This is a genomic window from Microbacterium sp. NPDC055521 (assembly GCF_053619695.1).
Window position 1 is genome coordinate 220,015 of record NZ_JBSHJX010000004.1, and the last position, 24,218, is coordinate 244,232.

The following is a 24,218-nucleotide window of genomic DNA, read 5'->3' on the forward strand; positions in this document are numbered from 1 at the left end:
GGTGCAGGGCACACAGTGACGGTAGGAGCCCTGGTTAACGAGACTCTCCCCGAGAGGTGAACGGAAGGTGAACGAGGAGGGGCCAGTCGGACCGCACCCTCGGTGCACGGGATCAGACCTTCGGCTCGTGGGTCTCGATCGAGATGATCCCCGAGCCGGGGTTGGTGGCAGACAGGTGCACGACCGAGAAGGCCGCGGGGTTCAAGGCGCTGGCGCTGTCGATGTAGGAGCCGGGGACGGTCCCGGTGGCGAGGGCGAGTTCTGACAGGATGCCCGGAAGCACCGGCGCGTGGCTGCACAGCACCGTCGCCTTGCGTGAGCGCACCCGTCGCCCGATCACGGAGCGCACGTCTGCAGTGTCGGCGTCCCACGCATCCTGACTGAGCTTCGGCGTCTGCCTGGCTGTCCGGCCCAGCTTGCGCTCCAGGGGAGCGACCGTCTGCGTGCACCGCACCGCGTCGCTGGTGACGATGCGCCGCACGCCGAACGCGCGCAGCGGCCCGATGATCGCCTTCGCCTGCCGCAGGCCCTTGTCGGTGAGGGGCCGAGCGGAATCCACCTCGTGCCAGTCGGATCGCGATACGGCCTTGGCATGCCGCAGGGCGATGATGGGAAAGGTGCGCAGCACACCGTCGTCGACGAGCCGGATGAAGTTATCGAGGATCTCGACATCCACCGGGTAGCTCAGGTGCTTGCGCGCCTTCTTGAGACTCACCCATTCGACGCCCGAGATCTCACCGTTCGGCAGGAACGACGATGCGCGGATGGCGTCGTCGGTGGCCTCCGCCGCCCAGTAGTGCACGACCTTCTGCCGCTTCGGGCGCATCCAGTACTTGCTGACGCCGACCGGCACGCCCAGCGACACCTGGATGCCGGTCTCCTCGCGCACCTCGCGCACGGCGGTCTCGGCGAGCATCTCGCCGGGGTCGACCTTGCCCTTCGGCAGCGTCACATCGCGGTACTTCGTGCGATGGATCAGCAGCACCTTCAGCTTGTCGTCGACCATCCGCCAGACGATCGCCCCCGCCGCGTAGACCGCCGAGTCGCTCATCGGATCGAGCGCTTGCTGCGTCGCCGGCGGCCCTGCACCCTGGCCATCGTCAGATCCTGCAGATCGACCAGGGGCTGTCCGTCGACCTCGGCGACCCGGGTCCACTCACCGCCCTCGCCCAGATGCCAGGAGTTGGTCTGCGGATCCATCGCCCGGTCGAACAGGTCGTGCAGCTCCTGCAGGTGGGCGGGCTCGCGCAGGCGCACCAGCGCCTCGACGCGGCGGTCGAGGTTGCGGTGCATCATGTCGGCGCTGCCGATGTAGACGATCGGTTCTCCGTCGTTGTCGAACATGAACAGCCGGGAGTGCTCCAGGTACCGGCCGAGGATGCTGCGGACGGTGATGTTGTCGCTCACGCCCGGCAGGTCCACCCGCAGGCTGCAGATGCCGCGCACCCAGACATCCACCTTCACCCCGGCCATACTGGCCCGGTACAGGCCGTCGATGATCTCCTCATCGACCATCGAGTTGACCTTGATGCGGATGCGGGCGGGCTTGCCCGCCTCGGCGTTCGCACGCTCCGCGTCGATGTGGCGCATCAGCCCTTTGCGCAGGTGACGGGGCGCGACGAGCAGGCGCTTGAACTTCTTCTCGATCGCGTATCCGCTGAGCTCGTTGAACAGCCGGGTGAGGTCCTTGCCGACCTGCGGGTCGGCGGTGAACAGCCCGAAGTCTTCATAGACGCGGCTGGTCTTCGGGTTGTAGTTGCCCGTGCCGATGTGCGAGTAGTGGCGCAGCACGCCCTCCTCCTGACGGATGACGAGCGCGAGCTTGCAGTGCGTCTTCAGCCCGACGAGGCCGTACACCACGTGCACTCCGGCCTTCTCGAGCTTGCGCGCCCAGACGATGTTGTTCGCCTCGTCGAAGCGCGCCTTCACCTCGACCAGGGCGAGCACCTGCTTGCCGGACTCGGCCGCGTCGATCAGCGCCTGCACGATCGGGCTGTCGCCGGAGGTGCGGTACAGCGTCTGCTTGATGGCGAGCACGTGCGGGTCGCGGGCCGCCTGGTCGAGGAAGGCCTGCACGCTCGTCGCGAACGACTCGTAGGGGTGGTGCACGAGCACATCCGCCTTACCGATCGCGCGGAAGATGTCGGGGCGCTCGTTGCTGTCACCCGGCTGGAACGCCACCGCCGTGGTGGGAACGTGCGGCGGATAGCGCAGATCCGGGCGGTCGAGGCGGCCCAGATCGAACAGCCCGCGAAGGTCGAGCGGCCCGGGCAGCCGATAGACCTCCTGATCGGTGATGTCGAGTTCCCTGATCAGCAGCTCGAGAGTCACCTCGTCCATGTCGTCGGTGATCTCGAGACGGATCGGGGGCCCGAACCGGCGCCGCAGCAGCTCGGCCTCGAGCGCCTGGATGAGGTTCTCGCTCTCGTCCTCCTCGATCTCGACGTCCTCGTTGCGGGTGAGGCGGAACGCGTGGTGGTCGAGCACCTCCATACCGGGGAAGAGATCGCCGAGGTGGTTGGCGATGAGCTCTTCGAGCCGGATGAACCGGGTGATCGGGCTCGTGCCGGGCACCTCGACGAAGCGCGGCAGCATGGTGGGCACCTTGAGCCGGGCGAAGTCCTGCCGCCCGGTGCGTGCGTTGCGGATGCGGATCGCGAGGTTCAGCGACAGACCGGAGATGTACGGGAACGGGTGCGCGGGGTCGACGGCGAGAGGCATGAGCACGGGGAAGACCTGTGCCTGGAAGTACTCGCCGAGCGCGCCGCGCTCGGCGTCGGTGAGGTCGTCCCACTCGGTGATCTCGATGCCGGCGTCGGCGAGCGCCGGGCGCACGAGGTCGTTCCACGCGGCGGCATGGCGCAGCTGAAGCGTGTACGCATCGTGGGAGATGTCGGCGAGCACGTCGCTCGGCGAACGGCCGACGTTGGTGGGCACGGCGAGGCCGGTGAGGATGCGGCGCTTGAGGCCGGCGACTCTGACCATGAAGAACTCGTCGAGGTTGCTGGCGAAGATCGCGAGGAAGTTCGCGCGCTCCAGCTCGGGCAGCGACGGATCCTCGGCCAGCTCGAGCACGCGCTGGTTGAAGGCGAGCCAGCTCAGCTCGCGGTCGTGGTAGCGGTGATCGGGGAGCACCGCGTCCGGAGCCTCGTGCGCATCGAAGTCATCGTCTTCGGCATCCCCGAGGCCGGCATCGACAAGGGCGGGTTCCATCATGGGGTACATCCTTGCATCCACCGGCGACGGATGAGTGAACTCAGTTCGCTGCGGTTGCGGGCTCGTCGTGCAGATTGAACCGGTAGCCGACGTTGCGCACGGTGCCGATGACCTGCTCGGCGTCGCCGAGCTTGGCGCGCAGTCGCCGCACGTGCACATCGACGGTGCGGGTGCCGCCGAAGTAGTCGTATCCCCACACGTCGCTCAGCAGCTGCTCGCGCGTGAAGACGCGGGACGGGTGGGTCGCCAGGAAATGCAGCAGCTGGAACTCCTTGTACGTCAGATCCAGCGGCTTCCCGTGCAGCTTGGCGGAGTACGACTGCTCGTCGATCGTGATGCCCGAGGCTTGAACGTGGGCGGGGGCTGCGGCATCCGCCCGCGCGAGCGCGAGCCGCAGCCTCGCGTCGATCTCGGCGGGCCCGGCCGTGCACAGGATCACGTCGTCGAAACCCCAGTCCGACGCGATCGCGCTCAGACCGCCCTCGGTGACCACGAGCAGCACCGGCGCTTCGGCTCCCGCGGTGCGCAGCAGCCGGCAGGCGGTCCTGGCCGCCACGAGGTCGCCGCGCGCGTCGAGGATCACGACGTCGCGCTCGGGCAGATCGAGAAGGCGGGCGGTGTCCAGAGGGTGGCGCCGGATGCTGTGCGGCAGCAGCTCGAGCGCGGGCAGTGCCGGATCCCCTTCGGGAGCAGAGGTGAGTGCCAGCACGAGGACCACGCGTCAATGCTAGTGGCGGGCGCTCCCCGCATGACGGGATGCCGAAGCACGGGATGCCCGCAGGCGAGGCCGTTACGATGTCACCATGTCTGAACCGGCCCTCGCCCCGCGCAGCGCCTTCCGCGGCATGGTCGCGGTCTGGATCGTGTCCCTCGTGGTCGCGGTCGCTCTCGGCTTCATGCTTCCCGAGGAGGACAGGGTCGGCTGGCTGCTGATCGCCTTCGGAGGCATCGTGCTGGTCTCGTTCGCCGTGCAGCTCGCCTACGGTCGCGCCGAGGGCTTCATCGTCCGGGTGGCGGGAAGCGTCGTCGGTGCCCTGATGATCATGGGTGCGGTCTCGGCAGTGTTCGGGATCGCTGCGCTCGCCTCCGCACTCTGACCCTGCCCGCCCCGGCCGTCGGCGTCCGATCAGCCCGCCGAGGGGAGGGGTAGAGTGGTCGGCATGGACCTCGTCGCGCTCGAATTCTTCTACCTCGGCCTGCTGGGGCTGGCGAGCCTCGCGATCGCCTTCGTCTCCGGCGTCGTGCTCGTCAACCTGTTCCGCGGTCAGCGCTGATCCGACGTCGTCGTGATCGAGCTGCCGACCGACCTTCCCGCTGATCTGGCGCCGCTGTCGTGGCTGCTCGGTGTCTGGGAGGGCACCGGCGTGATCGAGTACACCGCGGGCGAGCAGCGCTTCCAGGGTGAGTTCTCGCACCGCGTGAGCTTCAGCCACGACGGCGGTCCGTACCTGAGCTACGCCGCAACCGCGTCGTTCCTCGGTGCCGACGGCACCGTCGAGCCCGTCGCCCTGCTCGCCGAGACCGGCTACTGGCGCCTTGCTCGCCCGCGCACCGATGCCGATCCGGGGCCTGCCCTGCTTCCGCCCACTGCTGAGCCGACGCCGCGGACGGTCGATGACGTCGAGGCGCTGCGCACCGATGACGGGTTCCCGCTCGAGGTCTCGGTGACGCACTCCGACGGGACGCTCGAGCTGTACCTGGGCCGCATCGACGGTCCTCGCATCGACATCGCGACGGATGCCGTGGTGCGCCCGGCCGGAGCGAAGCCGTATTCGGCGGCCACCCGCATGTACGGGCTGGTCGACGGTCATCTGCTCTGGGCGTGGGACATCACCGCCCTCGGCGAGAAGCTGAAGTCGCACGCGTCCGCCCGGCTGGGGAAGGTCTGACATGGCGTCGTTCGACGGCATCGCCGGCGCGGTGCGCGAGGGCGATCTGATCGCGCACTTCGGCAACCCGCTCGTCGAGCAGCGCCGCCTGGCATCCGGTGAGGCGCTCGCGCCACTCACTGACCGCGAGCTCATCGAGGTGTCCGGCGTCGACCGGCTGACCTGGCTCGACTCGATCACCTCGCAGGCGGTGGCAGGGCTCCGCGCCGGCGACAGCACGGAGCTGCTCGTGCTCGACCCGCAGGGCCGGGTCGAGCACGCAGCGGGCGTGTTCGAGGACGGCGCGTCGGTCTGGCTGATCGCCGACGAGGCGGATGCCGCGAAGCTGGCCGCCTGGCTGCAGCGGATGGTGTTCCGCTCGCGGGTCACGGTCACGCTGCGCCCGGACGCGGCGCTGGTCGGGTTCTTCGCCGGCGGCACCGCCGAGGCGCGCATCAGGGCATCCGCTCCGAACGGCGTTCCCCTGATCTGGCGCGATCCGTGGGCGCATGTGCAGCCGGGCGGGCACCAGTACGCCGCCGAGGCCGTGCATCCCGCCGCGGACTACGCGTGGACCGTCGCCGTCGTCGATGACGCCGCCGCGCTCGCCGGACCGTTCGCCGGCGCGCTCGCCGCCGAGGCGCTGCGCATCGCGGCCTGGCGGCCGCGCTGGGCCCGTGAGGTCGACGACCGCACCATCCCGCACGAGGCCGACTGGATCCGCAGCGCCGTGCACCTGAGCAAGGGCTGCTATCGCGGGCAGGAGACGGTCGCGAAGGTGCACAATCTGGGGCATCCGCCACGCCGCCTGGCCGCGCTCCTGCTCGACGGCAGCGATGTCGTGATGCCGTCGCCGGGCGATGCCGTGCTGGCGGGGGATGCTGAGGTGGGCCACATCACGTCCGTCGCGATGCACCACGAGGACGGCCTGATCGCCCTGGCGATGCTGTCACGTCGGGCGCCGGTGGGTGAGCTGGTCGTGCGCACGGACGAGACCCGGATCGCCGCCGCGCAGCAGGTGATCGTGCCCGCCGACGCGGGCGCCACTGCCGACGTGCCGCGTCTCACGCGGCTGTCCCGTCGGCCCGCCGGCGAGGACCCTCGCCGCGCACGCTGAGTCGCGCAGGCTCACGGCGCCGGAGCCACGCTCGCCCAGGGCACGGTCAGCTCGCCCAGTCGCCAGCGCCGGCGGTCGCCCCGGATCGGGACGCCCTGTGCCCTGAGCGCCGAGACCACGGCGAGCCACCGCTGCACCGGACCGAAGGTCGACAGCGCAGCCGCGCGCTCCCACTCGCGATCGACCGCGGCGAGCAGATCGTGGACCCGCTCGCCCGGCACGTTGCGATGGATGAGCGCCTTCGGCAGGCGCTCCGCGACGATCCCGGGATGCTCGAGCCCGGTCAGCCGCAGCGAGATCGTCAAGGCCACCGGCTCGCCGACGCCCGTCACGTCGACCCAGCTCGCGACGCGGCCGATCTCGTCGCAGGTGCCCTCGATGAGCATCCCGTGCGGAGCGAGCCGGGCGGCGACCCGCCGCCACGCGTCGGCGACATCCGCCTCGTCGTACTGGCGCAGAACGTTCATCGCCCTGATGACGGCGGGACGCCGACCGTCGGGCACCGGCACCTCGAAGCCGCCGCGCGCGAACGAGACGGGCAGGTCGGCGGCGAAGGGCGTGCGGGCGGCCCGCACGTCGTCCAGCTGACGGCGCGCAGTCGCCACGCGCTCCGGATCCAGCTCGAGGCCGAGGACCACGGCATCCGGCCTGACCCGGAGCAGCCTGGTCGCGAGCTCGAACGCGGTCACTCCGCTGGCCCCGTATCCGAGATCGATGACGAGCGGGTCGGATGCCTTCCGGAACGCCTCCGACGCGGCGATCCACCGGTCGTTTCGCCGCAGCCGATTCGTCCCCGTCGTCCCTCGTGTCGGGTTCCCGAGAGGCGCGCTCATACTCCTATCCTCCACTACCCACTTCCACGTCGCTCGCACTCCACACGTGCAGTCGAGGGCGGAGTGATGTTCCCGGAGCGAGCATCGGGGAGGGACCCGCGAGGCGGGAGGGGCACCCGTTCTGCGAGCGAGGGGAACGTCACGCAGCCCGCCCCCGCAAGCAGAAAAGATAGGCTGACACCATGACCCGCACTCTGATTCTTCTGCGTCACGGCCAGAGCGAATGGAACCAGCTCAACCTCTTCACGGGATGGGTGGATGTCCGCCTGACCGATCAGGGCAAGGATGAGGCACGCCGCGGCGGCGAGCTGCTGGCCGAGTCGGGCCTGCTGCCCGACGTGCTGCACACGTCGCTGCTGAGCCGTGCGATCCAGACCGCGAACATCGCGCTCGACGCGGCCGACCGCCTGTGGATCCCGGTGACCCGGTCGTGGCGTCTCAACGAGCGCCACTACGGTGCGCTGCAGGGCAAGGACAAGGCTCAGACGCTCGAGGAGTTCGGGCCCGAGCAGTTCCAGCTGTGGCGCCGGTCGTTCGACGTGCCGCCGCCCGTGCTGGCCGACGACAGCGAGTTCAGCCAGGTGGGCGACGCGCGCTACGCGGACATCGACGGCGAGGTTCCGCGTACCGAGTCGCTCAAGCTCGTCATCGACCGCCTGCTGCCGTACTGGAACGACGCGATCGTCCCCGACCTCGACGCGGGCAAGACTGTTCTCGTCACCGCGCACGGCAACTCGCTGCGCGGCCTGGTCAAGCACCTCGACGGCATCAGCGACGACGACATCGCCGAGCTGAACATCCCCACGGGCATCCCGCTGGTGTACGAGCTCGACGAGAACAATGTGCCCACCGGCCCGAGCCGCTACCTCGACCCCGAGGCCGCCGCCGCCGGCGCCGCAGCGGTCGCCGCGCAGGGCAAGAAGTAAGCCCGCCGGCACCTCACTTCACGCCGAGACCCCTGGCAGCAGCCAGGGGTCTCGGCGATTACCCGGGGGGCTCGGCATCCCTGCGCGGGTGCTCAGGCTCCCGGGGCCGGTGTGCCCTGATCGGTGGGGAGGGCGCCCTGCGCCTCGGCGGCCAGCGCGATGTCCTCCTCCTGCACGGCCCAGTCGCCGGTCGCGAGGTAGACGACCTTCTTCGCGACGGCGACCGCGTGGTCGGCGAAGCGCTCGTGGTAGCGGCTGGCGAGTGTCGCGTCGACGGTCGCGGTCGCCTCACCCTTCCAGTTGTCGCTGAGCACCTTCTCGAACACGCTCGCGTGCAGCTCGTCGACGTCGTCGTCGGCATTGCGGATCTCGTCTGCGAAGCGCAGGTCCTGCGTGCGCAGCAGGTCGGCGAGGGTGCCGGCGATCTGCACGTCGAGCTCTCCCATGCGGCGGAAGGTGCCCTTCAGGCCCTTCGGAACGGCGCGCTCGGGGAAGCGCAGGCGCGCGAGCTGTGCGATGTGCTCGGCCATGTCGCCCATGCGCTCCAGCGACGCGCTCACTCGCAGCGCGGTGATCACGATGCGCAGATCGCGGGCGACCGGCTGCTGGCGTGCGAGGATCTCGATCGCCTGCTCGTCGAGCGCGACGGCCAGCTCATCGATCTTCGCGTCGTCGGCGATCACCTCCTCGGCCAGGGCGACGTCGCTCTCGGCGAATGCGGTGGTGGCCTTCCGGATCGCGACCGTGACCAGGTCGGCGATCTCGGCGAGCTGCGACTGCAGCTCCTCGAGGGACTGGTGGAACACTTCGCGCATGTCGGCGCAACCTTTCGTCGGGGGTTCGGCACGGCATGCCGGGGCACGCGCTCGCGCGGCCGGAACGATTGTCCGGGTCGAAGGTTAACGAACGGTGCCGGGAACGTGAATACTAGTCTCCCCGCCGCATGACCACGCGGTGTACGTCCGGTGACCGACGCGGCGACCTCTACTCTGGGAGGCATGGATTCCGCTCAGCTGGCGCTGTTCTCCCTCGCCGTCGGCGCGCTGATCGGAGCGGGTGCCGTGCTGCTGGTGAGCTGGGCGTATCGCATGCGCGCGCTCGCTCTGCAGGAGACCTCCTCGGCGGTGCCCGCAGGCATCTCAGACGTGCTGGCTGGCATGGATGACGCCGCCTGCGTGCTCGACGCCTCCGGCCTCGTGGTCGCCACGTCGAACGCCGCGGCGCGCTTCAGCATCCGCGAGGGATCGATACTCGAGAACGGCGAGCTGCGGCGGCTCGTGCGCGGCGTGCGCGACAGCGGCGCCGACGCGACCGAGACGATGCGATTCACCGGCGGTGCGTCGCTGGATCCGCGCCTGGTCTCGGCACGGGCGAGTTCGGTCGGTCCGCAGCTCACGCTGCTGATCATCCGGGATGTCACCGAGCGCGAGCGCCTCGATCAGATGCGCACCGATTTCGTGTCGAACACCAGTCACGAGCTGAAGACGCCGGTCGCATCGGTCAGCCTGCTCGCCGAGGCGATCGAATCGGCCGCCGACGACGCCGAGCAGGTGCGCATCTTCGCCGCACGGATCTCGGCCGAGGCATCCCGTCTCGGACAGCTCACCGGTCGCATCCTGAGCCTGTCGCGCCTGCAGGCGGCGGAGAGCCTGTCGCAGGTCGAGCCCGTCGCGATCGACGAGGTCGTGGCGGCGTCGATCGAGGCGCATTCGGTGCAGGCGGATTCCGCCGGTGTCGCGCTGAGCCGCGGTGGTGAGCGCGGGGCGTGGGTGCGCGGCGATGCGCAGGTGCTGATCGAGGCGGTCGGCAACCTCATCGCCAACGCGATCGTCTACTCGCCGCGCGGGTCGCGCGTGGGCGTGGGCGTGAAGGTCGACGGGGATGTCGTCGAGATCGCGGTGACGGATCAGGGCATCGGGATCCCGGATGCCGATCTCGAGCGCATCTTCGAGCGCTTCTACCGCGCCGATGAGGCGCGTTCGCGTCGCACCGGAGGCACCGGGCTCGGACTGTCGATCGTCAAGCACGCGACTCAGCGGCACGGTGGCGAGGTGCGCGTGTGGTCGCGTCCCGGCCGGGGCTCGACGTTCACGATGCGCCTGCCGCTCGCGAGCGCACCAGTCAGCATGGCCGACACGAAGTCCAAGCGGAAGACCAAGAAGAAGCGCGTGGACGGGGATGCCCGCACGCGCGACCCCCGGAACGGAGAGTTCGCATGACCCGCATCCTGCTCGTCGAGGATGAGCCCGATCTGGCCGACCCCCTCGCCTACCTGCTGCGGCGCGAGGGCTACGAGGTGGAGATCTGCGAAGACGGACCGGGGGCGCTGGCGGCCTTCCGCGAGCGCAGCGCCGACATCATCCTGCTCGATCTCATGCTTCCCGGCATGGCCGGCACCGAGGTGTGCCGTCGGGTGCGGCAGACCTCGAGCGTGCCGATCATCATGCTGACCGCGAAGGACTCCGAGGTCGACATCGTCGTGGGGCTGGAGCTCGGGGCAGACGACTACATCACGAAGCCGTACTCGTCACGCGAGCTGCTGGCGCGCATGCGCGCCGTGCTGCGTCGTGCGGTGCAGGCGGACGCCGAGCTCGACGAGCGCGTGCTGGAGGGCGGCCGGGTCACGCTCGACATCGACCGGCACACGGTCGCCGTCGACGGATCCGAGATCAACATGCCGCTGAAGGAGTTCGAGCTGCTCGAGGTGCTCATGCGCAACGCGGGACGGGTGCTCACGCGCGGGCAGCTGATCGATCGCGTCTGGGGCAGCGACTACTTCGGCGATACGAAGACCCTCGACGTGCACATCAAGCGCATCCGGTCGCGCATCGAGCAGAGCCCGAGCGAGCCGGTCATGCTCGTCACCGTGCGTGGGCTCGGCTACCGCTTCGAAGGCTGATCGATCGCGGGATGCAGAAGAGGCCGGTTCCGCAGGGAACCGGCCTCTTCGCTGTCGCGGCTGTCGTCGCGGGAGTCAGGAGGCGCTGTCCGTGGCCTTCGCCGACGGAACGAGGTCGGCGTACTGGTCGAGCGAGCCGTCGAGCACGGGCACCTGCGCGGGAATCGCCTCCCCGTCGCCGGAGACGATGAGCACCTCGACGGTCGCACCGGGCTTGACGCCGAGGTTCTCGATGCGCAGCGGCATCTTGTCGGCGCCGAGGCTGACGCGATCCTCGCTGGGCACACGCAGCGTCAGCTGCTCGCCCGCGACGTCGATGTCGACTGTGCTGCTCTTCGAGCCCTCGTTGATGAACGCGCCGACGAGGTTGCCCACTTCGCCGTCTTCCGTGGTGACCACGAAGACGTTGCGCGCGACGACATCGCCGCCGGTCTCGTCGAAAGGAACGCCATCGGATGCCGGGTAGGGGTTCGTCGTCGCCTGGTGCGTGATGAAGGTGCATCCCGTCGTGCCGAGCGCGAGCGCCGAGCCCAGGGCGATGACGGCGATGAGACGCGGAGCGATGGACGCAGCAGAGCGCGAGTTCACGGATCCTCCTGAGGTGCGACGGGTGTCCTGCACCAGTGTAGTGGGTCTGTCGTGCGCGGCGAGGACAGATGCGCTCGCGGGGAGGTCGGCGCGTACCTTACTGCATAACGGCTGTGGTATCCTGGAGATTGCCGAAAGGACACGTTTTTATGCTTTTTGAGGTTGGCGAAACCGTCGTCTATCCGCACCACGGAGCCGCGACGATCATCGAGGTCAAGGACCGCGTGATCAAGGGGGAGACCAAGAAGTACCTGAAGCTCAACGTCACGCAGGGTGATCTCATCATCGAGGTTCCTGCCGAGAATGTCGACCTGGTCGGCGTTCGCGACGTGATCGGCAAGGAGGGTCTCGAGAACGTCTTCGAGGTGCTGCGCGCCCCGTTCACGGAAGAGCCCACCAACTGGTCGCGCCGCTACAAGGCGAACCTGGAGAAGCTCGCCTCCGGCGATGTGATCAAGGTGAGCGAGGTCGTGCGCGACCTGTGGCGCCGCGATCAGGATCGCGGTCTCTCCGCGGGTGAGAAGCGCATGCTCGCCAAGGCCCGTCAGATCCTCGTGTCGGAGCTCGCTCTGGCCGAGAAGGTCGACGAGGACAAGGCCGGCGCTCTGCTCGACGAGGTGCTCGCCTCCTGACGAGCGCGCAGACGACTGACTGCGAAGAGGGCGGATGCTGCGGCATCCGCCCTCTTCGCATGCCGCAGGGCCGCGATAGCGTGAGAGGGTGACTGCGCTTCCCACCCCCACCACAGCGATCATCGTCGTCGCCGCCGGCTCCGGTACGCGACTCGGTGCCGGAGTGCCCAAAGCGCTCGTCGACCTCGACGGCCGCACCGTGCTGCGTCACGCGCTGGACCGTGTGTTCGCCGCCGCCCCGATGCAGGTCGTCGTGGTGGCGCCCGCGGGGTGGGAGACGCAGGTGGATGCCGAGATCGCCGCGTCGGCCGGAGAACGCCGTCACCTCACGACGGTCGTGACCGGAGGGGCGACCCGCCAGGCGTCGGTCGCCGCGGGGCTGGATGCCCTGCACGACGAGGTGTGCGTCGTGCTCGTTCACGACGCGGCGCGCGCTCTCACCCCGGCGTCGCAGCTCGACGCCGTGGCGGCAGGGGTGACGGAGGCCGGCGTGATCCCCGCGCTCGCCGTCGTCGACACGCTCAAGAGAGTCGACGGTGACGAGGTCACCGGTCCCGTCGACCGCTCTGCTCTCGCCGCTGCGCAGACGCCCCAGGGTTTTCCCCGCGCACTTCTGCAGGACGCGTATGCCACGGCCCTGGCGGCCGGTGAGGACCACACCGACGATGCCGCCCTGTTCGCCGCGGCGGGGGGCGCCGTGCGTCGCATCCCCGGATCGGAGCGCGCCTTCAAGATCACCACTGCCGGCGATCTCGAGCGCGCACGGCTGCTGCTCGCCGCGAGTGCGGGCGCTCTCGCGCTGCCCCGCATCGGTGTCGGCACGGACGTGCACGCCTTCGGCGGCGACGGGAACCTGTGGCTCGCCGGCCTGGAGTGGCCGGGTGAGCAGCCGCTGTCGGGGCATTCCGACGGGGATGCCGTGGCACACGCCATGGTCGACGCCCTGCTGGGCGCGGCCGGGCTCGGCGACATCGGGCAGCACTTCGGCACCGCCCACCCCGAGTACGCGGGCGCGCATGCCGATGTGTTCCTTGCGCGGACCGCGACGATGCTGGCCGATGCGGGCTTTGCGATCGGCAACGTGTCGGTGCAGTTCCAGGGCAACAGGCCGCGGTTCAGCGCCCGCCGCGGCGAAGCGGAGCAGGTGCTCTCGGCCGCACTGGGAGGCGCCGCGGTCACGGTGTCGGCGACCACGACCGACGGGCTCGGATTCATCGGTCGCGGCGAGGGCATCGCGGTGACCGCGGTCGCGCTCATCCACCGCATCTGACGGGGGAGCCCACGCCCAGGTGCGCGCCGCGCCGCCCCGGTAGTCTTGTGCGGTGACGATCCGCCTGTACGACACTCGCGCGCAGCAGCTGCGCGACTTCGCCCCGCTCGATCCCTCGAATGTGACGATGTACGTCTGCGGACCCACCGTGCAGTCCGGTCCGCATATCGGGCACGTGCGCGCGGCGCTGAGCTTCGACCTGCTGCGTCGCTGGCTCGCACGCCGCTACGAGCGGGTGACGTTCGTGCGCAACGTGACCGACATCGACGACAAGGTGCTCGCCAACGCGACCGAGACCGAGCCGTGGTGGGCGCTGGCGTACCGCATGGAGCAGGAGTTCTCACAGGCGTACAGGGCTGTCGGCATCCTCGCACCGACCTACGAGCCGCGGGCGACCGGGTTCGTCCCGCAGATGCAAGACCTGATCGCGACCCTCATCGAGCGCGGCCACGCATATGCCGCAGCCGACGGCTCGGGCGACGTGTACTTCGACGTGCGCTCCTGGCCGGAGTACGGCTCGCTCACGCATCAGTCCGTGGACGCCATGGAGGCGGCGGCGGACGCCGACCCTCGTGGCAAGCGGAGCCCGCAGGACTTCGCACTGTGGAAGGGCGCGAAGAGCGACGAGCAGCCGGATGCCGTGTGGGGTTCGCCGTGGGGCCGCGGTCGTCCCGGCTGGCACATCGAGTGCTCGGCGATGGCGAAGCGCTACCTGGGTGCCGAGTTCGACATCCACGGCGGCGGCCTCGACCTGCGCTTCCCGCACCACGAGAACGAGCTCGCGCAGTCGACCGCCGCCGGCGACGGCTTCGCGCGGTACTGGCTGCACAACGGACTCGTCATGGTGGGCGGTCAGAAGATGTCGAAGTCGCTGGGCAACTTCACCCTCGCAGTCGACGTTCTCGCAGCCCAGCGGCCGCTGGTCGTGCGCTACGCGCTCGCCGCAGCGCACTACCGCTCGAGCCTCGATCTGACCCCGTCGTCGTTCGAGGAGGCGGATGCCGCGCTCGGACGCATCCGGTCGTTCCTCGAGCGCGCCGCGCGGCTCCCCGCCCCTTCCGCGCCGTCGGCGGAGCGCACCGTAGACGGCGGCGAGCCGAGCTCCGAACTGCTGCCGGTCGCATTCGCGGCCGCGATGGACGACGACCTCGGCGTGCCGCAGGCGCTCGCCGTGCTGCACGAGACGGTGCGGGCCGGCAACAGCATGCTCGATGCCGGACGCAGCGCCGACGCACGGCTCGCAGCGATGCAGGTGCGTGAGATGGCCGGCATCCTCGGCGTCGACCCGCTCGCGCGAGAGTGGAGCGCCGACAGGCCCGACCGGGCCGAGGCATCCGCCCTCGACGCGCTCGTGCAGACGATGATCACCCAGCGCGCGCAGGCGCGTGCCGAGAAGGACTGGGCCGCGGCGGATCGCATCCGAGATGCGATCGCCGCGGCAGGAATCACTCTGGAGGACACTCCGGACGGAACGCATTGGAGTATCGATGGCTAAGCCTGGCCGCCCCGGAGCGGGCAACAGCAAGAAGAAGGGTGCCATGAAGGGCACCGGCGGTCTCGGCCGCAAGTCGCTCGAGGGTCGCGGCCCCACACCCAAGGCCGAGGATCGCGCCTGGCACGTCGCCGGCAAGCGCAAGGCAGCCCAGGAGCGCTTCGCCGCCGCCGGCGGCAAGGGCAAGGCGGGGCAGAAGCCGCAGGGGCGCGACATGAACCGGCAGGCGCGCAGCAAGGCAACCGACGACACCGAGACGGTCACCGGCCGCAACTCCGTGCTCGAGGCGCTGCGCACCAAGATCCCCGCGACGTCGTTCTACATCGCGCAGCGAGTCGAGATGGACGACCGCGTGAAGGAGATGCTCTCGATCGCACGGCACCGCGAGATCCCCGTTCTCGAGGTCACCCGCCAGGAGCTCGACCGCATGGCCGGATTCGACGGTGTGCACCAGGGCGTCGCGCTGAAGGTGCCGCCGTACGAGTACGCGCACCCGCAGGATCTGCTCGAGCAGATCATCGATCGCGGTGAGACGCCACTGTTCGTGGCCCTCGACGGCATCACCGATCCGCGCAACCTCGGGGCGATCATCCGCTCGACCGCCGCCTTCGGCGGCCACGGGATCATCCTGCCGCAGCGCCGCTCGGCGAGCGTGAACAGCGCGGCGTGGAAGACCAGCGCCGGCGCGGCCGCTCGGCTGCCCGTCGCCCTGGCCGCCAACCTCACCACGCTGCTGAAGGAGTTCAAGAAGCAGGGCGTGTTCGTGCTCGGCCTCGACGGCGGGGGAGATGTCTCCCTTCCCGCACTCGAGCTGGCCGATCGGCCTGTGGTGATCGTCGTCGGCTCCGAGGGCAAGGGGCTCTCGCGCCTGGTCACCGAGACGTGCGACCAGATCGTGTCGATCCCGATCTCGGGCGCCACCGAGTCTCTGAACGCCGGCATCGCGGCATCCGTCGCGCTGTACCAGGTGTCGACCGTCCGAGCCGCCGCGGAATAGGACGCGCACCCGCGCGACTTGTACTCGGTGAACCCGTTCGAGCATCGGAAGGAACACGGATGTCCCGCATCGTCGTCATCGGAGGAACCGGCTACGCCGGATCGCACATCGCCCGCGAGGCGGTGAGCCGAGGGCACGAGGTGACGGTGATCTCCCGTCAGGCGCCGGACGCCCCGCTCGACGGCGCGCAGTACGTGCAGGGCTCGGTGCTCGACCTCGACGCCCTCGGGGATGTCTTCGACGGTGCTGACGCCGTCGTCTCGGCGCTCTCACCGCGCGGCGATATGGAGAACGAGGTCATCGGGGCGCTGCGGGGCCTGGTCGAGAGGCTCACCGGCACCCCGACTCGCCTGGGCGTCGTCGGCGGAGCAGGCGGCAGCCTGGTCGCCCCGGGCGGACCGCGCCTGTTCGACCAGGGCTTCCCCGAGGAGTACAAGCACGAGGCGCAGGTGGGCATCGACTCGCTCGAGCTGCTGCAGCAGACCGATGACCTGGAGTGGTTCTTCATCCATCCCGCCGAGGTGTTCGGTCCCTGGGCAGAAGGCGAGCGCACCGGCCGCTACCGGGACGGCGGCGACGTGCTGGTTCGGGATGCCGACGGGAACTCCACCATCTCGGGCGCGGACTTCGCGATCGCCGTCGTCGACGAGATCGAGCAGCCCAAGCATCGCAACGACCGCTTCGCGGTCGGCTACTAGCGCTAGACGAGGTCGCGCCAGTCGATCGCGGCGGTGTCGTCTGACACCTCGACCGAACCGGTCGCGACCGGAACGCCCAGCGATTCGGTGGGCGGTCCCATGATGGTCGCCTCGTCGCGGCGGTGCCGCAGCACGTCGTTGATGTAGCTCGTGAGCACCTCGGCGAGCGGCACCGACCGCGACTGCGCCTGCGACAGGTACCAGCGGTGCTCGAGCACCTGGTGATACACCTCAGCGGGCTCGAGCTTGGCGCGCAGGTCGTAGGGGATGGCGCGCACGACCGGCTCGAAGACACGTGTCAGCCATTCGTGCGCGTACATCTCCTCTTCGGCCCACGCCTTGGTGGAGCGCACCCGGAACTCGTCGAGGTCGTTGAGCAGCCGACGCGCCTGGTTCTCCTCGACGTCGAGACCGGTGAGACGGATCAGCCGCCGCTGGTGGTGGCCGGCGTCGACAACCTTCGGCTGGATGCGCACGGTCGTGCCGTCGGCGGTGGTCTCCATCGACATCTCGTCGATGTCGAAGCCGAGCGCGTTGAGCTTCTCCACCCGCTCGGTGATGCGCCACGTCTCGCCCGTCGAGAACGACTCCTCGTCGGTCAGTGCCGCCCACAGCGAGCGGTACGACGAGACGATGCCGTCGGCGATCTCGAGCGCGTCCACGCCGCCCTCCAGCCGGCCCCCGGCGGCGAGGTCCATGATCTCACCGGCGACGTTCGTGCGCGCGAGGTCGAGGTCGTACGCCCGCTGCCCGTCGGTCAGACCCTCCTCATGCAGCTCGCCGGTCTCGGCATCCACCAGATAGGCGGCGAAGGCGCCCGCGTCGCGACGGAACAGCGTGTTCGACAGCGACACGTCGCCCCAGTAGAACCCCACGTTGTGCAGCCGCACGAGCAGCAGGGCCAGGGCGTCGACCAGGCGCGTCGCGGTGTCGGGGCGCAGCGTCTGGGTGAACAGCGCGCGATAGGGCATCGAGAAGCGCAGATGCGAGGTGACGAGGGCTGCGGGCAGCGCCTTGCCGTCGGCATCGGTGCGTCCGGCGATCACCGCGACCCGGCTGACGCAAGGCACGGCGAGGCGGCCGAGGTTTCCGAGCATGTCGTACTCGCGCTGCGCCATCTCGGCGGTGGTCTCCTTGACCGCGACCACGCGCCCCGACAGATCCGCGAAGCGCACGAGGTGGCGAGAGAGCCCCTTCGGCAGCGACACGATGCGTTCCGACGGCCACTTCCCGAGCGGGGTCGACCAGGGCAGGCTCAGCAGCCCCGGATCGATGGTGCTCGCGGTGATGCGCAGCGACTCCTGCATGATTCCTCCGAGAACACCGCGGCGCGGGTGACCCTGAGGTCCGCCCGCGCCGCGTGTGCTGATTCGTCAGGCCGAGACGACCGGCTTGTCGTTGAGGCGCTCGCCCGACTCGATGTCGAAGGCGTGCACGTGACCGGGGTTGGCGGCCAGCGTGACCGTCTCGCCGGCGTTCGGGTGGTTGCGACCGTCGACGCGCGCGACGATGTCGGTGCGCTTGCCGTTGATGTCGGTGTGGCCGTAGAGGTAGCCGTCAGCGCCGAGCTCCTCGACGAGGTCGACGACGACCGAGAGGCCCTTGCCGTCGGCGGGACCGACGGTGATGTCCTCGGGGCGCACGCCCACGGTGACCTGGGAGCCGGTGGTGCGGCCCACGGTGTCGCGGTCGAGCGGCACGACCTCGGTGCCGAAGCGCACGCCGCCCTCGGCGAGATCGGCCGAGAACAGGTTCATCGCGGGGGAGCCGATGAAGCCGGCCACGAACACGTTGTTCGGCTTCTCGTACAGGTCGCGCGGGGTGCCGACCTGCTGCAGGATGCCGTCCTTGAGCACCGCGATGCGGTCGCCCATCGTCAGGGCCTCGGTCTGGTCGTGGGTGACGTAGACCGTGGTGACGCCGAGCCGGCGCTGCAGCGAGGCGATCTGGGTGCGGGTCTGCACGCGCAGCTTCGCGTCGAGGTTCGACAGCGGCTCGTCCATGAGGAACACCTGCGGCTGGCGCACGATCGCGCGGCCCATGGCGACACGCTGACGCTGGCCACCTGAGAGGGCCTTCGGCTTGCGGTTCAGGTACTCCTCGAGGTCGAGCAGCTTGGCAGCCTCGAGCACCCGGCTCGCGCGCTCCTCCTTGCCGATGCCGGCGATCTTCAGGGCGAAGCCCATGTTCTCGGCGACGGTCATGTGCGGGTACAGCGCGTAGTTCTGGAAGACCATCGCGATGTCGCGGTCCTTCGGCGGAACGTCGGTGACGTCGCGGTCGCCGATGAGGATGCGACCGCCGTTGACCTCTTCGAGGCCGGCGAGCATGCGCAGCGAGGTGGACTTCCCGCAGCCGGACGGGCCGACGAGAACGAGGAACTCGCCATCGGCGATCTCGATGTTCAGCTTGTCGACAGCCGGGCGCGTGCCGCCGGGGTACAGGCGGGTGGCGTCGTCGAACGTAACGGTGGCCATGGTTTCTCCTTCACCGGCAGGTACGTGCCGGACGATCCTTCGTGATGGAAGCGGCGGGCGCTGCCCGCCGTGACCCGCCATCGGGTCGGGATCAGTATGGCATGGCGGCGCGCGTCTGGGTATTTCTCAGGCTGCCTCGTTAACATCGAATCCGGCGCCGCAGTCTCCGCGGCCGCGGGATCACCCGTCCCACCCGATCTTCAAGAGGAACGATGTCGAGCGACGAAACGCCGAACGTGCCCGCTGCTCGCCCGTCGCGCGAAGCCGTGCGGGAGAAGGCTCAGTTGGTGCACGCCCAGCAGTCGCGAGCGCGACTGATGCGACGGCTCATCATCGGTCTCGTGGCGATCCTCGCCGTCGGCTCCATCGGCGCCGCCGTGGCCTACGCCGTCAGCTCGTCGATCTCGAAGCCGCAGCTCAGCCCGAGCGGGATGTCGGGCGACGGAGTCACCGTGACCGAGGTCTCGGCGGACCCGTCCGGGGCAGTGGTCAGCCAGACTCCGTCGGAGGGCGCCTCGGAGACGGGGGAGAGCGCGACGCCGGAACCCGACCCGTCGGCCTCGGCGGGCGCGAAGCCCACCGAGATCCACATCTACGTCGACTATCTCTCGGCGGGAGCCGCCGAGTTCGAGCGCGCCAACGCGCGTCAGCTCGCGGGCTGGATCACGGAGGGGGCCGTCACCGTGACCTACCACCCGGTCGCATTGCTCACCGCCAGCTCCAACGGCACGAAGTACTCGCTGCGCGCCGCCGGTGCCGCCGCCTGTGTCGCCACCTACGCGCCGGACCGCTTCTACGACTACAACCACGAGCTGCTCGCCGGACAGCCCGAACCTGACAGCGACGGCCGCAGCGATGCCGACCTGGCTGACCTCGCGGTCGCTGTCGGCGTGTCGGATGCCAAGAAGGTGCGCTCGTGCATCGAGAAGCAGGACTTCGTGTCGTGGGCGAAGGCCGCGACCGATCGCGCACTCGAGGGTCCGCTGCCCGGCACCGAGGATCTGAAGCTGAACAACGAGGCGCTGATCCTCGTCGGCGGCAAGTCGTACGTCGGCGCCCTGAACGACCCTGCGGAGTTCTCCCAGTTCGTGCTGACCGTCGCGAGCGACGAGTACTTCGGCTCGACGAAGCCGACCGCGACGCCCACGCCAACGACGCCCGCCTCCTGAACCGGCTGAACGGCGCGGCTGACCCGCCCGCCGTCGCTATGCTGGATGACGGTCCGCCGACTTGGCGCAATTGGTAGCGCACCGTACTTGTAATACGGGGGTTACGGGTTCGAGTCCCGTAGTCGGCTCCACTGACGAGGCACGTGCACCCGCGAGGGGCGCGTGCCTCGTTCGCGTCAGAAGAGGGTCTGGGCGCCCTTGTCGTCGTCGCGTGGCGCGGCGGCGACCCGCTCGTCCAGGCCGGCGGCGGCGAGCAGAGCCTCGTCGATGAGGTCGCGGGTGGGATCGCCGTGCAGCCAGTCGTCCGCGAACGCGGCGGGGATCAGCACGGGCATCCGGTCGTGGATGTCCGCCAGGTGCGGGGGAGCGGGACGCATCACGATCGAGTAGCAGGTGATCCACTCGCCGTCGGGCGTGCGGCCGCGCTGCGTGACCGCGGCCATGCCGAACAGCACCCCTCGGCCGAGACCGAATTCGTGCCAGATCCGATCAGGCTTCTGCATCTCGAACCAGCCCGTGGCCGGCACCAGGCCGCGGCTGCGCAGAGCGCCCGGGCGGTCCTGCAAGCGCTCGGACCGCGTGTTGATCGAGGGGAACTTCGCCGGCTGCCCGTCGACGAGGAATCCCCACCAGGCGGGCTCGAGGGCGGCGGCGCCGTCGTTCGCCGTCACCAGGGGATTCAGGTTGCGCAGGTTCTTCCCGGTCGGACGCAGGGTCTCGCCTGCGTTGTGCTCGGCCCATGAGCGCAGTCCGTCGAGCACGGCGTCGTCGGCCTCGGCCAGCAGCTCGGCATCGGTGAAACGGGGATCCAGTCCGTAGCTCGCGCACATGCCGTCAGGGTAACGGCGGGCACGGACATGGTGAAGGGGCTGTCGCGAACGGCGAGCGGAGTCCGCTCCGGGTAGCCTGGGGCGAGTGACGCCCCCTCGCCCGATGCCCGCATGGATCGCGTTGGGCGGTGCTGTCGCGATCGGGGCGATGACGGCCATCCAGGCCCGGATCAACGGCGTCCTCGGGATCCGGATCGACGACGGCATCGTCGCCGGCCTCATCTCGTTCTCCGTCGGGCTCGTCGTCCTCATCGCGGTGATGCTCGCGCTGCCGTCCGGCCGCGCCGGCATGGGGCGGCTGCTTACCGGCCTCCGGTCGCGCAGCATCCCTTTCTGGATGCTTCTCGGCGGCACCTGCGGCGCTCTCACGGTCACCACGCAGGGGCTCGTCGCCGGCGTGCTCGGAGTGTCGCTGTTCACCGTCGGCGTGGTCGCGGGCCAGACGCTGCACGGCCTGCTGCTGGACCGCATCGGCGTCGGTCCGTCGGGAGTCGTCGCCGTCACCCCGGGACGGGTGATCGGCGGGGCGCTCGCGCTCGCCGCCGTCGGCATCTCGCTGGCCGGCGACATGCTCGCGACCGCGCCGCTGTGGCTGCTGCTGCTGCCGTTCGCGGCCGGTGCGGGCATCGCCTGGCAGGCGGCGGCGAACGGCCGCCTCGCGCGCCGGGTCGCGTCGCCGCTGACGGCCACGCTGGTGAGCTTCATCGCCGGCACCGTCGTTCTGCTCGCGGCAGCAGCGGTCCGCGTCTCGACCGTCGGGATGCCCGGCGCGCTCCCCGCCGAGCCCTGGCTGTATCTGGGCGGCCTGCTCGGTTTCGCGTACATCCTGCTCGGAGCCTGGCTGGTGCCCCACACCGGCGTCCTGCTGCTCGGCCTCGGCAGCGTGCTCGGGCAGCTGGTGACGTCGGTGGTGATCGACGTCGTCTGGCCGGTCGGCCGAGGCCCCGCACCATGGCAGCTTGCCGCGATGCTCATCGTCGCCGCTGCATCCGTGGTCGTCGCTCTGCCGCGCCGTCGCTGACTCAGGGCTCCTCGTGCTTCGCTTTCTTCTTGGCTTTCTTCTTGGCTTTCTTCGCTGCCTTCTTCTTCGACGTCTTGTCCTTCGACGCCATGTCGTTCTGACGCGGCTCCTCGGGCGCCTCTCCGGAGGGCAGCGCAGTGAGCAGCGCGTCGGCATCCACCGGCTTGCGACGGCCGGCGTCTTTGCCCTCGGGCTTGCCGCCGACGTACAGCCAGCCGAGCAGCTCCTCGTTCTGCGTCAGACCGTGCGCCTCGGCGACGGCCTTCGAACGGGTGAGGCCGCCGGTGCGCCAGATGACGCCCCAGCCCGCTTCATCCAGCAGAAGGCTGAGCGTGTGGGCGACGCCGGAGGCGACCGCCTCCTGCTCCCACCGCGGCACCTTGTCGCTCTCGCGGTACGAGGCGACGATGGCGAGCAGCAGCGGCGCGCGCATCGGCTTGGTCGAGGGCTTGTCGTCCCCGTCCGCGTCGGCCAGCGCCGTTCCCAGCGTCAGACGGTCATCGCCGCGCAGCTCGATCAGGCGCCACGGTCGCAGCGACGAGTGATCGGCGACGCGCCCGGCCGCTTCGATCAGCGGCAGCAGCTGCTCGCGGGTCGGAGCGTCGTCGGTCACACGCGACCAGGATGCGCGGCGCCGGACGGCGTCGAGCGCACTCACGACGGGTCGGGAGTGAACGACAGTGCCACCGAGTTCATGCAGTAGCGATCGCCGGTGGGAGTGCCGAAGCCGTCGGGGAAGACGTGCCCGAGGTGCGATCCGCACCCGGCGCAGCGCACCTCGGTGCGCACCATGCCGAGCGTGGTGTCCTCGATGAGCTCCACGGCCTCGGGACGCACCGATTCGTAGAAGCTCGGCCAGCCGCATCCCGAATCGAACTTGGTGCCGCTGCGGAAGAGCTCCGCGCCGCACGCGCCGCAGGTGTAGAGTCCGGCGCGCTCCTCATCGAGCAGCTCGCCCGTCCACGGGCGCTCCGTCGCTGCGGTGCGCAGCACCGCGTACTGGTCGTCGCCGAGCTCGGCGCGCCACTCGGCATCCGTCTTGTTCACGCTGTAACCCATGGGTCTATTCTCTCGCTTCCGCGACCCGTGCGGGCCGGTCAGGTGGCTCTCTCGCTTCCGCGACCCGTGCGGGCCGGTCGGAGAAGGACGTCCTGCGGCGCCTTGCGCCCGCCGCTGGGACAATGGCGGCATGACGGATGCTGTTGCCGAGCGCTACGACCGCTTCGCCCACGAGGAGGCGCCCGGACGCAGCGCGGTGTACGTCGAGTGGGCGACGGGGGTCGCTGCGGATGCCGACGTGCAGGCCGTGCTCGAGCAGCTGACGCCGCAGCAGCGGCAGCCCCCGCTGGTGTTCGCCGCGTCACGCCTGCTCGGAGCACCGGTGGGCGGATACCGGCCATGGCGGGAGTTCGTGCTTGCGCACGCCGGCGAACTGGTCGCGCAGTGCGCGCGTCGCGGGGTGCAGATCAACGAGCCGCTGCGGCTGGCCGCTCTGCTGCCCGCGCTCAGCCTGGTCGAGGGGCCGATCGCGCTGCTCGAGCTCGGTGCCGCCGCGGGTCTGTGTCTGTACCCCGACCGGTTCTCGTTCCGCATCGACGGTGCCGACGGCATCCCGCGGCGCCGGCTCGACCCGCCCGGCGGGCCGTCTTCGGTGCTGTTGCGCAGCACCGTCTCGGGGGAGCTGCCCGAGCTGCGCGTGCCCGAGGTGATCTGGCGGGCGGGGATCGACCTCGACCCGATCGACGTGCGCACCCCGGCCGACCGCGCCTGGCTCGAGTCGCTCATCTGGCCGGGCGAGCATGAGCGGAGCGAGCGCATCGCCGCGGCGATGCACGTCGTCGCGGCCGACCCGCCGCTGCTGCGAGCGGGCGATGCGATCGAGCAGCTGGAGACGATGGCCGCGGCAGCCCCGGCGGAGGCCACACTGGTCGTCACCACACCGGGAATGCTCGTCTACCTGCCCCGACCGAAGCGAGCCGAGCTCATCGGCCGCATCCGCGCGCTCGACGGGCACTGGATCACGATCGACTCGCCCGCGCTGCACGACGCCTGGCGTCCCGCGGTGGATCCGGCCGCCTTCCGCGGCTTCGCTGTCGCGCTCGACGGGCGCGTGGTGGCGGATGCCGACCCGCTCGGACGCTGGTGGGAGTGGCGCGCCGGGATCGGAACGGATCCCGCGTAGCCT

At 70.0% G+C, this 24,218-nt stretch carries 25 protein-coding genes and 1 tRNA gene; 15 read left to right on the forward strand and 11 right to left on the reverse strand.

The annotated features are described in order from the left end of the window. Nucleotides 1-112: 112 nt before the first annotated feature. Genes ACWGSM_RS06380 through ACWGSM_RS06390 form a run of 3 tightly spaced genes read right to left on the reverse strand, consistent with a single transcriptional unit; the run spans nt 113 to nt 3,934 of the window. The gene (locus ACWGSM_RS06380; RefSeq protein ID WP_452322090.1) at nt 113-1,051 is read right to left on the reverse strand and encodes an NUDIX hydrolase; all 939 of its coding nucleotides are present in this window, start codon (nt 1,049-1,051) and stop codon (nt 113-115) included. Then, nucleotides 1,048-3,216, reverse strand: a complete 2,169-nt coding sequence (locus ACWGSM_RS06385) for an RNA degradosome polyphosphate kinase (RefSeq protein ID WP_452322091.1) — start codon at nt 3,214-3,216, stop codon at nt 1,048-1,050. Before ACWGSM_RS06385 ends, ACWGSM_RS06380 begins: the two co-directional genes overlap by 4 nt. A 40-nt stretch (nt 3,217-3,256) precedes the next feature. Next, a complete protein-coding gene (locus ACWGSM_RS06390; protein WP_452322092.1) occupies nt 3,257-3,934 on the reverse strand; it encodes a winged helix-turn-helix transcriptional regulator in 678 nt (225 codons plus the stop codon). Between the two features lie 85 nt (nt 3,935-4,019). Here ACWGSM_RS06390 and ACWGSM_RS06395 point away from each other — a divergent pair, with 85 nt between their 5' ends. The 3 genes from ACWGSM_RS06395 to ygfZ all read left to right on the forward strand — a co-directional run bounded on the left by ACWGSM_RS06395 (nt 4,020) and on the right by ygfZ (nt 6,201). Then, the gene (locus tag ACWGSM_RS06395) at nt 4,020-4,313 is read left to right on the forward strand and encodes a hypothetical protein (protein ID WP_452322093.1); all 294 of its coding nucleotides are present in this window, start codon (nt 4,020-4,022) and stop codon (nt 4,311-4,313) included. A 189-nt stretch (nt 4,314-4,502) separates the two neighbouring features. Continuing rightward, entirely contained in the window at nt 4,503-5,105 is a 603-nt protein-coding gene (locus ACWGSM_RS06400; protein WP_452322094.1) for an FABP family protein, read from the forward strand. Nucleotide 5,106: 1 nt separating this feature from the next. After that, nucleotides 5,107-6,201 (forward strand): CAF17-like 4Fe-4S cluster assembly/insertion protein YgfZ, encoded by a 1,095-nt coding sequence (gene ygfZ, locus ACWGSM_RS06405; protein WP_452322095.1) that lies wholly within the window; start codon nt 5,107-5,109, stop codon nt 6,199-6,201. Between the two features lie 11 nt (nt 6,202-6,212). On the opposite strand, the gene ACWGSM_RS06410 is transcribed toward ygfZ, so the two are convergent. Then, nucleotides 6,213-7,034, reverse strand: a complete 822-nt coding sequence (locus tag ACWGSM_RS06410; protein WP_452322096.1) for a class I SAM-dependent methyltransferase — start codon at nt 7,032-7,034, stop codon at nt 6,213-6,215. 182 nt (nt 7,035-7,216) lie between these two features. Here ACWGSM_RS06410 and ACWGSM_RS06415 point away from each other — a divergent pair, with 182 nt between their 5' ends. Further along, complete coding sequence (locus ACWGSM_RS06415) at nt 7,217-7,960, forward strand: phosphoglyceromutase (protein WP_313355906.1); 744 nt, start codon at nt 7,217-7,219, stop codon at nt 7,958-7,960. A gap of 92 nt (nt 7,961-8,052) precedes the next feature. Here the strand turns inward: ACWGSM_RS06415 and phoU are convergent, their stop codons facing one another. After that, nucleotides 8,053-8,775, reverse strand: a complete 723-nt coding sequence (phoU, locus tag ACWGSM_RS06420) for a phosphate signaling complex protein PhoU (protein ID WP_452322097.1) — start codon at nt 8,773-8,775, stop codon at nt 8,053-8,055. 183 nt (nt 8,776-8,958) lie between these two features. Between phoU and ACWGSM_RS06425 the strand changes: the two genes are divergently transcribed. After that, a complete protein-coding gene (locus ACWGSM_RS06425) occupies nt 8,959-10,179 on the forward strand; it encodes a sensor histidine kinase (protein WP_452322098.1) in 1,221 nt (406 codons plus the stop codon). Beyond that, the gene (locus tag ACWGSM_RS06430) at nt 10,176-10,859 is read left to right on the forward strand and encodes a response regulator (RefSeq protein WP_452322099.1); all 684 of its coding nucleotides are present in this window, start codon (nt 10,176-10,178) and stop codon (nt 10,857-10,859) included. The genes ACWGSM_RS06425 and ACWGSM_RS06430 overlap by 4 nt, the downstream gene beginning before the upstream one ends. Nucleotides 10,860-10,934: 75 nt before the next feature. Here ACWGSM_RS06430 and ACWGSM_RS06435 read toward each other — a convergent pair whose 3' ends face one another. Beyond that, entirely contained in the window at nt 10,935-11,447 is a 513-nt protein-coding gene (locus ACWGSM_RS06435) for a DNA modification methylase (protein ID WP_452322100.1), read from the reverse strand. Nucleotides 11,448-11,596: 149 nt separating this feature from the next. On the opposite strand from ACWGSM_RS06435, the gene ACWGSM_RS06440 reads away from it, so the two are divergent. The 5 genes from ACWGSM_RS06440 to ACWGSM_RS06460 all read left to right on the forward strand — a co-directional run bounded on the left by ACWGSM_RS06440 (nt 11,597) and on the right by ACWGSM_RS06460 (nt 16,536). Then, on the forward strand, nt 11,597-12,079 hold the full coding sequence (locus tag ACWGSM_RS06440; RefSeq protein WP_313355911.1) for a CarD family transcriptional regulator: 483 nt from the start codon (nt 11,597-11,599) through the stop codon (nt 12,077-12,079). Nucleotides 12,080-12,167: 88 nt separating this feature from the next. After that, entirely contained in the window at nt 12,168-13,349 is a 1,182-nt protein-coding gene (gene ispD / locus ACWGSM_RS06445) for a 2-C-methyl-D-erythritol 4-phosphate cytidylyltransferase (RefSeq protein ID WP_452322101.1), read from the forward strand. Between the two features lie 52 nt (nt 13,350-13,401). Continuing rightward, nucleotides 13,402-14,844 carry a cysteine--tRNA ligase gene (cysS, locus tag ACWGSM_RS06450; RefSeq protein WP_452322102.1) on the forward strand — a complete coding sequence of 481 codons (1,443 nt, stop codon included), beginning with the start codon at nt 13,402-13,404 and terminating at the stop codon, nt 14,842-14,844. Further along, a complete protein-coding gene (gene rlmB, locus ACWGSM_RS06455) occupies nt 14,837-15,838 on the forward strand; it encodes a 23S rRNA (guanosine(2251)-2'-O)-methyltransferase RlmB (RefSeq protein WP_452322103.1) in 1,002 nt (333 codons plus the stop codon). The genes cysS and rlmB overlap by 8 nt, the downstream gene beginning before the upstream one ends. 59 nt (nt 15,839-15,897) lie before the next feature. Then, nucleotides 15,898-16,536 (forward strand): NAD(P)-dependent oxidoreductase, encoded by a 639-nt coding sequence (locus tag ACWGSM_RS06460; protein ID WP_452322104.1) that lies wholly within the window; start codon nt 15,898-15,900, stop codon nt 16,534-16,536. 2 nt (nt 16,537-16,538) lie between these two features. Here ACWGSM_RS06460 and ACWGSM_RS06465 read toward each other — a convergent pair whose 3' ends face one another. Next, the gene (locus tag ACWGSM_RS06465) at nt 16,539-17,843 is read right to left on the reverse strand and encodes a DUF4032 domain-containing protein (RefSeq protein ID WP_452322105.1); all 1,305 of its coding nucleotides are present in this window, start codon (nt 17,841-17,843) and stop codon (nt 16,539-16,541) included. A 66-nt stretch (nt 17,844-17,909) separates the two neighbouring features. Next, nucleotides 17,910-19,013 carry an ABC transporter ATP-binding protein gene (locus tag ACWGSM_RS06470; protein ID WP_452322106.1) on the reverse strand — a complete coding sequence of 368 codons (1,104 nt, stop codon included), beginning with the start codon at nt 19,011-19,013 and terminating at the stop codon, nt 17,910-17,912. A 212-nt stretch (nt 19,014-19,225) separates the two neighbouring features. Here ACWGSM_RS06470 and ACWGSM_RS06475 point away from each other — a divergent pair, with 212 nt between their 5' ends. Both ACWGSM_RS06475 and ACWGSM_RS06480 read left to right on the forward strand, forming a co-directional pair. Continuing rightward, nucleotides 19,226-20,182, forward strand: a complete 957-nt coding sequence (locus tag ACWGSM_RS06475) for a thioredoxin domain-containing protein (protein ID WP_452322107.1) — start codon at nt 19,226-19,228, stop codon at nt 20,180-20,182. 55 nt (nt 20,183-20,237) lie between these two features. Beyond that, nucleotides 20,238-20,313 (forward strand) — tRNA-Thr (locus ACWGSM_RS06480). 45 nt (nt 20,314-20,358) lie between these two features. On the opposite strand, the gene ACWGSM_RS06485 is transcribed toward ACWGSM_RS06480, so the two are convergent. Beyond that, nucleotides 20,359-21,012: an SOS response-associated peptidase family protein gene (locus ACWGSM_RS06485; RefSeq protein ID WP_452322108.1), complete on the reverse strand. Its 654-nt coding sequence runs from the start codon at nt 21,010-21,012 to the stop codon at nt 20,359-20,361. Between the two features lie 115 nt (nt 21,013-21,127). Here ACWGSM_RS06485 and ACWGSM_RS06490 point away from each other — a divergent pair, with 115 nt between their 5' ends. Next, entirely contained in the window at nt 21,128-22,033 is a 906-nt protein-coding gene (locus tag ACWGSM_RS06490; RefSeq protein WP_452322142.1) for a DMT family transporter, read from the forward strand. A 1-nt stretch (nt 22,034) separates the two neighbouring features. Here ACWGSM_RS06490 and ACWGSM_RS06495 read toward each other — a convergent pair whose 3' ends face one another. Together ACWGSM_RS06495 and msrB are read right to left on the reverse strand one after the other, a co-directional pair. Continuing rightward, a complete protein-coding gene (locus tag ACWGSM_RS06495; protein ID WP_452322109.1) occupies nt 22,035-22,691 on the reverse strand; it encodes a nitroreductase family protein in 657 nt (218 codons plus the stop codon). Continuing rightward, nucleotides 22,688-23,092, reverse strand: coding sequence for a peptide-methionine (R)-S-oxide reductase MsrB (msrB, locus tag ACWGSM_RS06500; RefSeq protein WP_452322110.1), 405 nt, complete (start codon nt 23,090-23,092; stop codon nt 22,688-22,690). The genes ACWGSM_RS06495 and msrB overlap by 4 nt, the downstream gene beginning before the upstream one ends. Before the next feature lie 130 nt (nt 23,093-23,222). Between msrB and ACWGSM_RS06505 the strand changes: the two genes are divergently transcribed. Next, on the forward strand, nt 23,223-24,215 hold the full coding sequence (locus ACWGSM_RS06505; RefSeq protein ID WP_452322111.1) for a DUF2332 family protein: 993 nt from the start codon (nt 23,223-23,225) through the stop codon (nt 24,213-24,215). The last annotated feature ends 3 nt before the right edge of the window (nt 24,216-24,218 follow it).

Coding starts and splice junctions, on each gene's coding strand:
- ACWGSM_RS06380 (WP_452322090.1), bottom strand. CDS start 1,051: ATGAGCGACTCGGCGGTCTACGCGGCGGGGGCGATCGTCTGGCGGATG.
- ACWGSM_RS06470 (WP_452322106.1), bottom strand. CDS start 19,013: ATGGCCACCGTTACGTTCGACGACGCCACCCGCCTGTACCCCGGCGGC.
- ACWGSM_RS06415 (WP_313355906.1), top strand. CDS start 7,217: ATGACCCGCACTCTGATTCTTCTGCGTCACGGCCAGAGCGAATGGAAC.
- ACWGSM_RS06430 (WP_452322099.1), top strand. CDS start 10,176: ATGACCCGCATCCTGCTCGTCGAGGATGAGCCCGATCTGGCCGACCCC.
- msrB (WP_452322110.1), bottom strand. CDS start 23,092: ATGGGTTACAGCGTGAACAAGACGGATGCCGAGTGGCGCGCCGAGCTC.
- ACWGSM_RS06485 (WP_452322108.1), bottom strand. CDS start 21,012: ATGTGCGCGAGCTACGGACTGGATCCCCGTTTCACCGATGCCGAGCTG.
- ACWGSM_RS06410 (WP_452322096.1), bottom strand. CDS start 7,034: ATGAGCGCGCCTCTCGGGAACCCGACACGAGGGACGACGGGGACGAAT.
- rlmB (WP_452322103.1), top strand. CDS start 14,837: ATGGCTAAGCCTGGCCGCCCCGGAGCGGGCAACAGCAAGAAGAAGGGT.
- ACWGSM_RS06395 (WP_452322093.1), top strand. CDS start 4,020: ATGTCTGAACCGGCCCTCGCCCCGCGCAGCGCCTTCCGCGGCATGGTC.
- ACWGSM_RS06505 (WP_452322111.1), top strand. CDS start 23,223: ATGACGGATGCTGTTGCCGAGCGCTACGACCGCTTCGCCCACGAGGAG.
- ACWGSM_RS06425 (WP_452322098.1), top strand. CDS start 8,959: ATGGATTCCGCTCAGCTGGCGCTGTTCTCCCTCGCCGTCGGCGCGCTG.
- ygfZ (WP_452322095.1), top strand. CDS start 5,107: ATGGCGTCGTTCGACGGCATCGCCGGCGCGGTGCGCGAGGGCGATCTG.
- ACWGSM_RS06385 (WP_452322091.1), bottom strand. CDS start 3,216: ATGATGGAACCCGCCCTTGTCGATGCCGGCCTCGGGGATGCCGAAGAC.
- ACWGSM_RS06460 (WP_452322104.1), top strand. CDS start 15,898: ATGTCCCGCATCGTCGTCATCGGAGGAACCGGCTACGCCGGATCGCAC.
- ACWGSM_RS06475 (WP_452322107.1), top strand. CDS start 19,226: ATGTCGAGCGACGAAACGCCGAACGTGCCCGCTGCTCGCCCGTCGCGC.
- ACWGSM_RS06465 (WP_452322105.1), bottom strand. CDS start 17,843: ATGCAGGAGTCGCTGCGCATCACCGCGAGCACCATCGATCCGGGGCTG.
- ACWGSM_RS06440 (WP_313355911.1), top strand. CDS start 11,597: ATGCTTTTTGAGGTTGGCGAAACCGTCGTCTATCCGCACCACGGAGCC.
- phoU (WP_452322097.1), bottom strand. CDS start 8,775: ATGCGCGAAGTGTTCCACCAGTCCCTCGAGGAGCTGCAGTCGCAGCTC.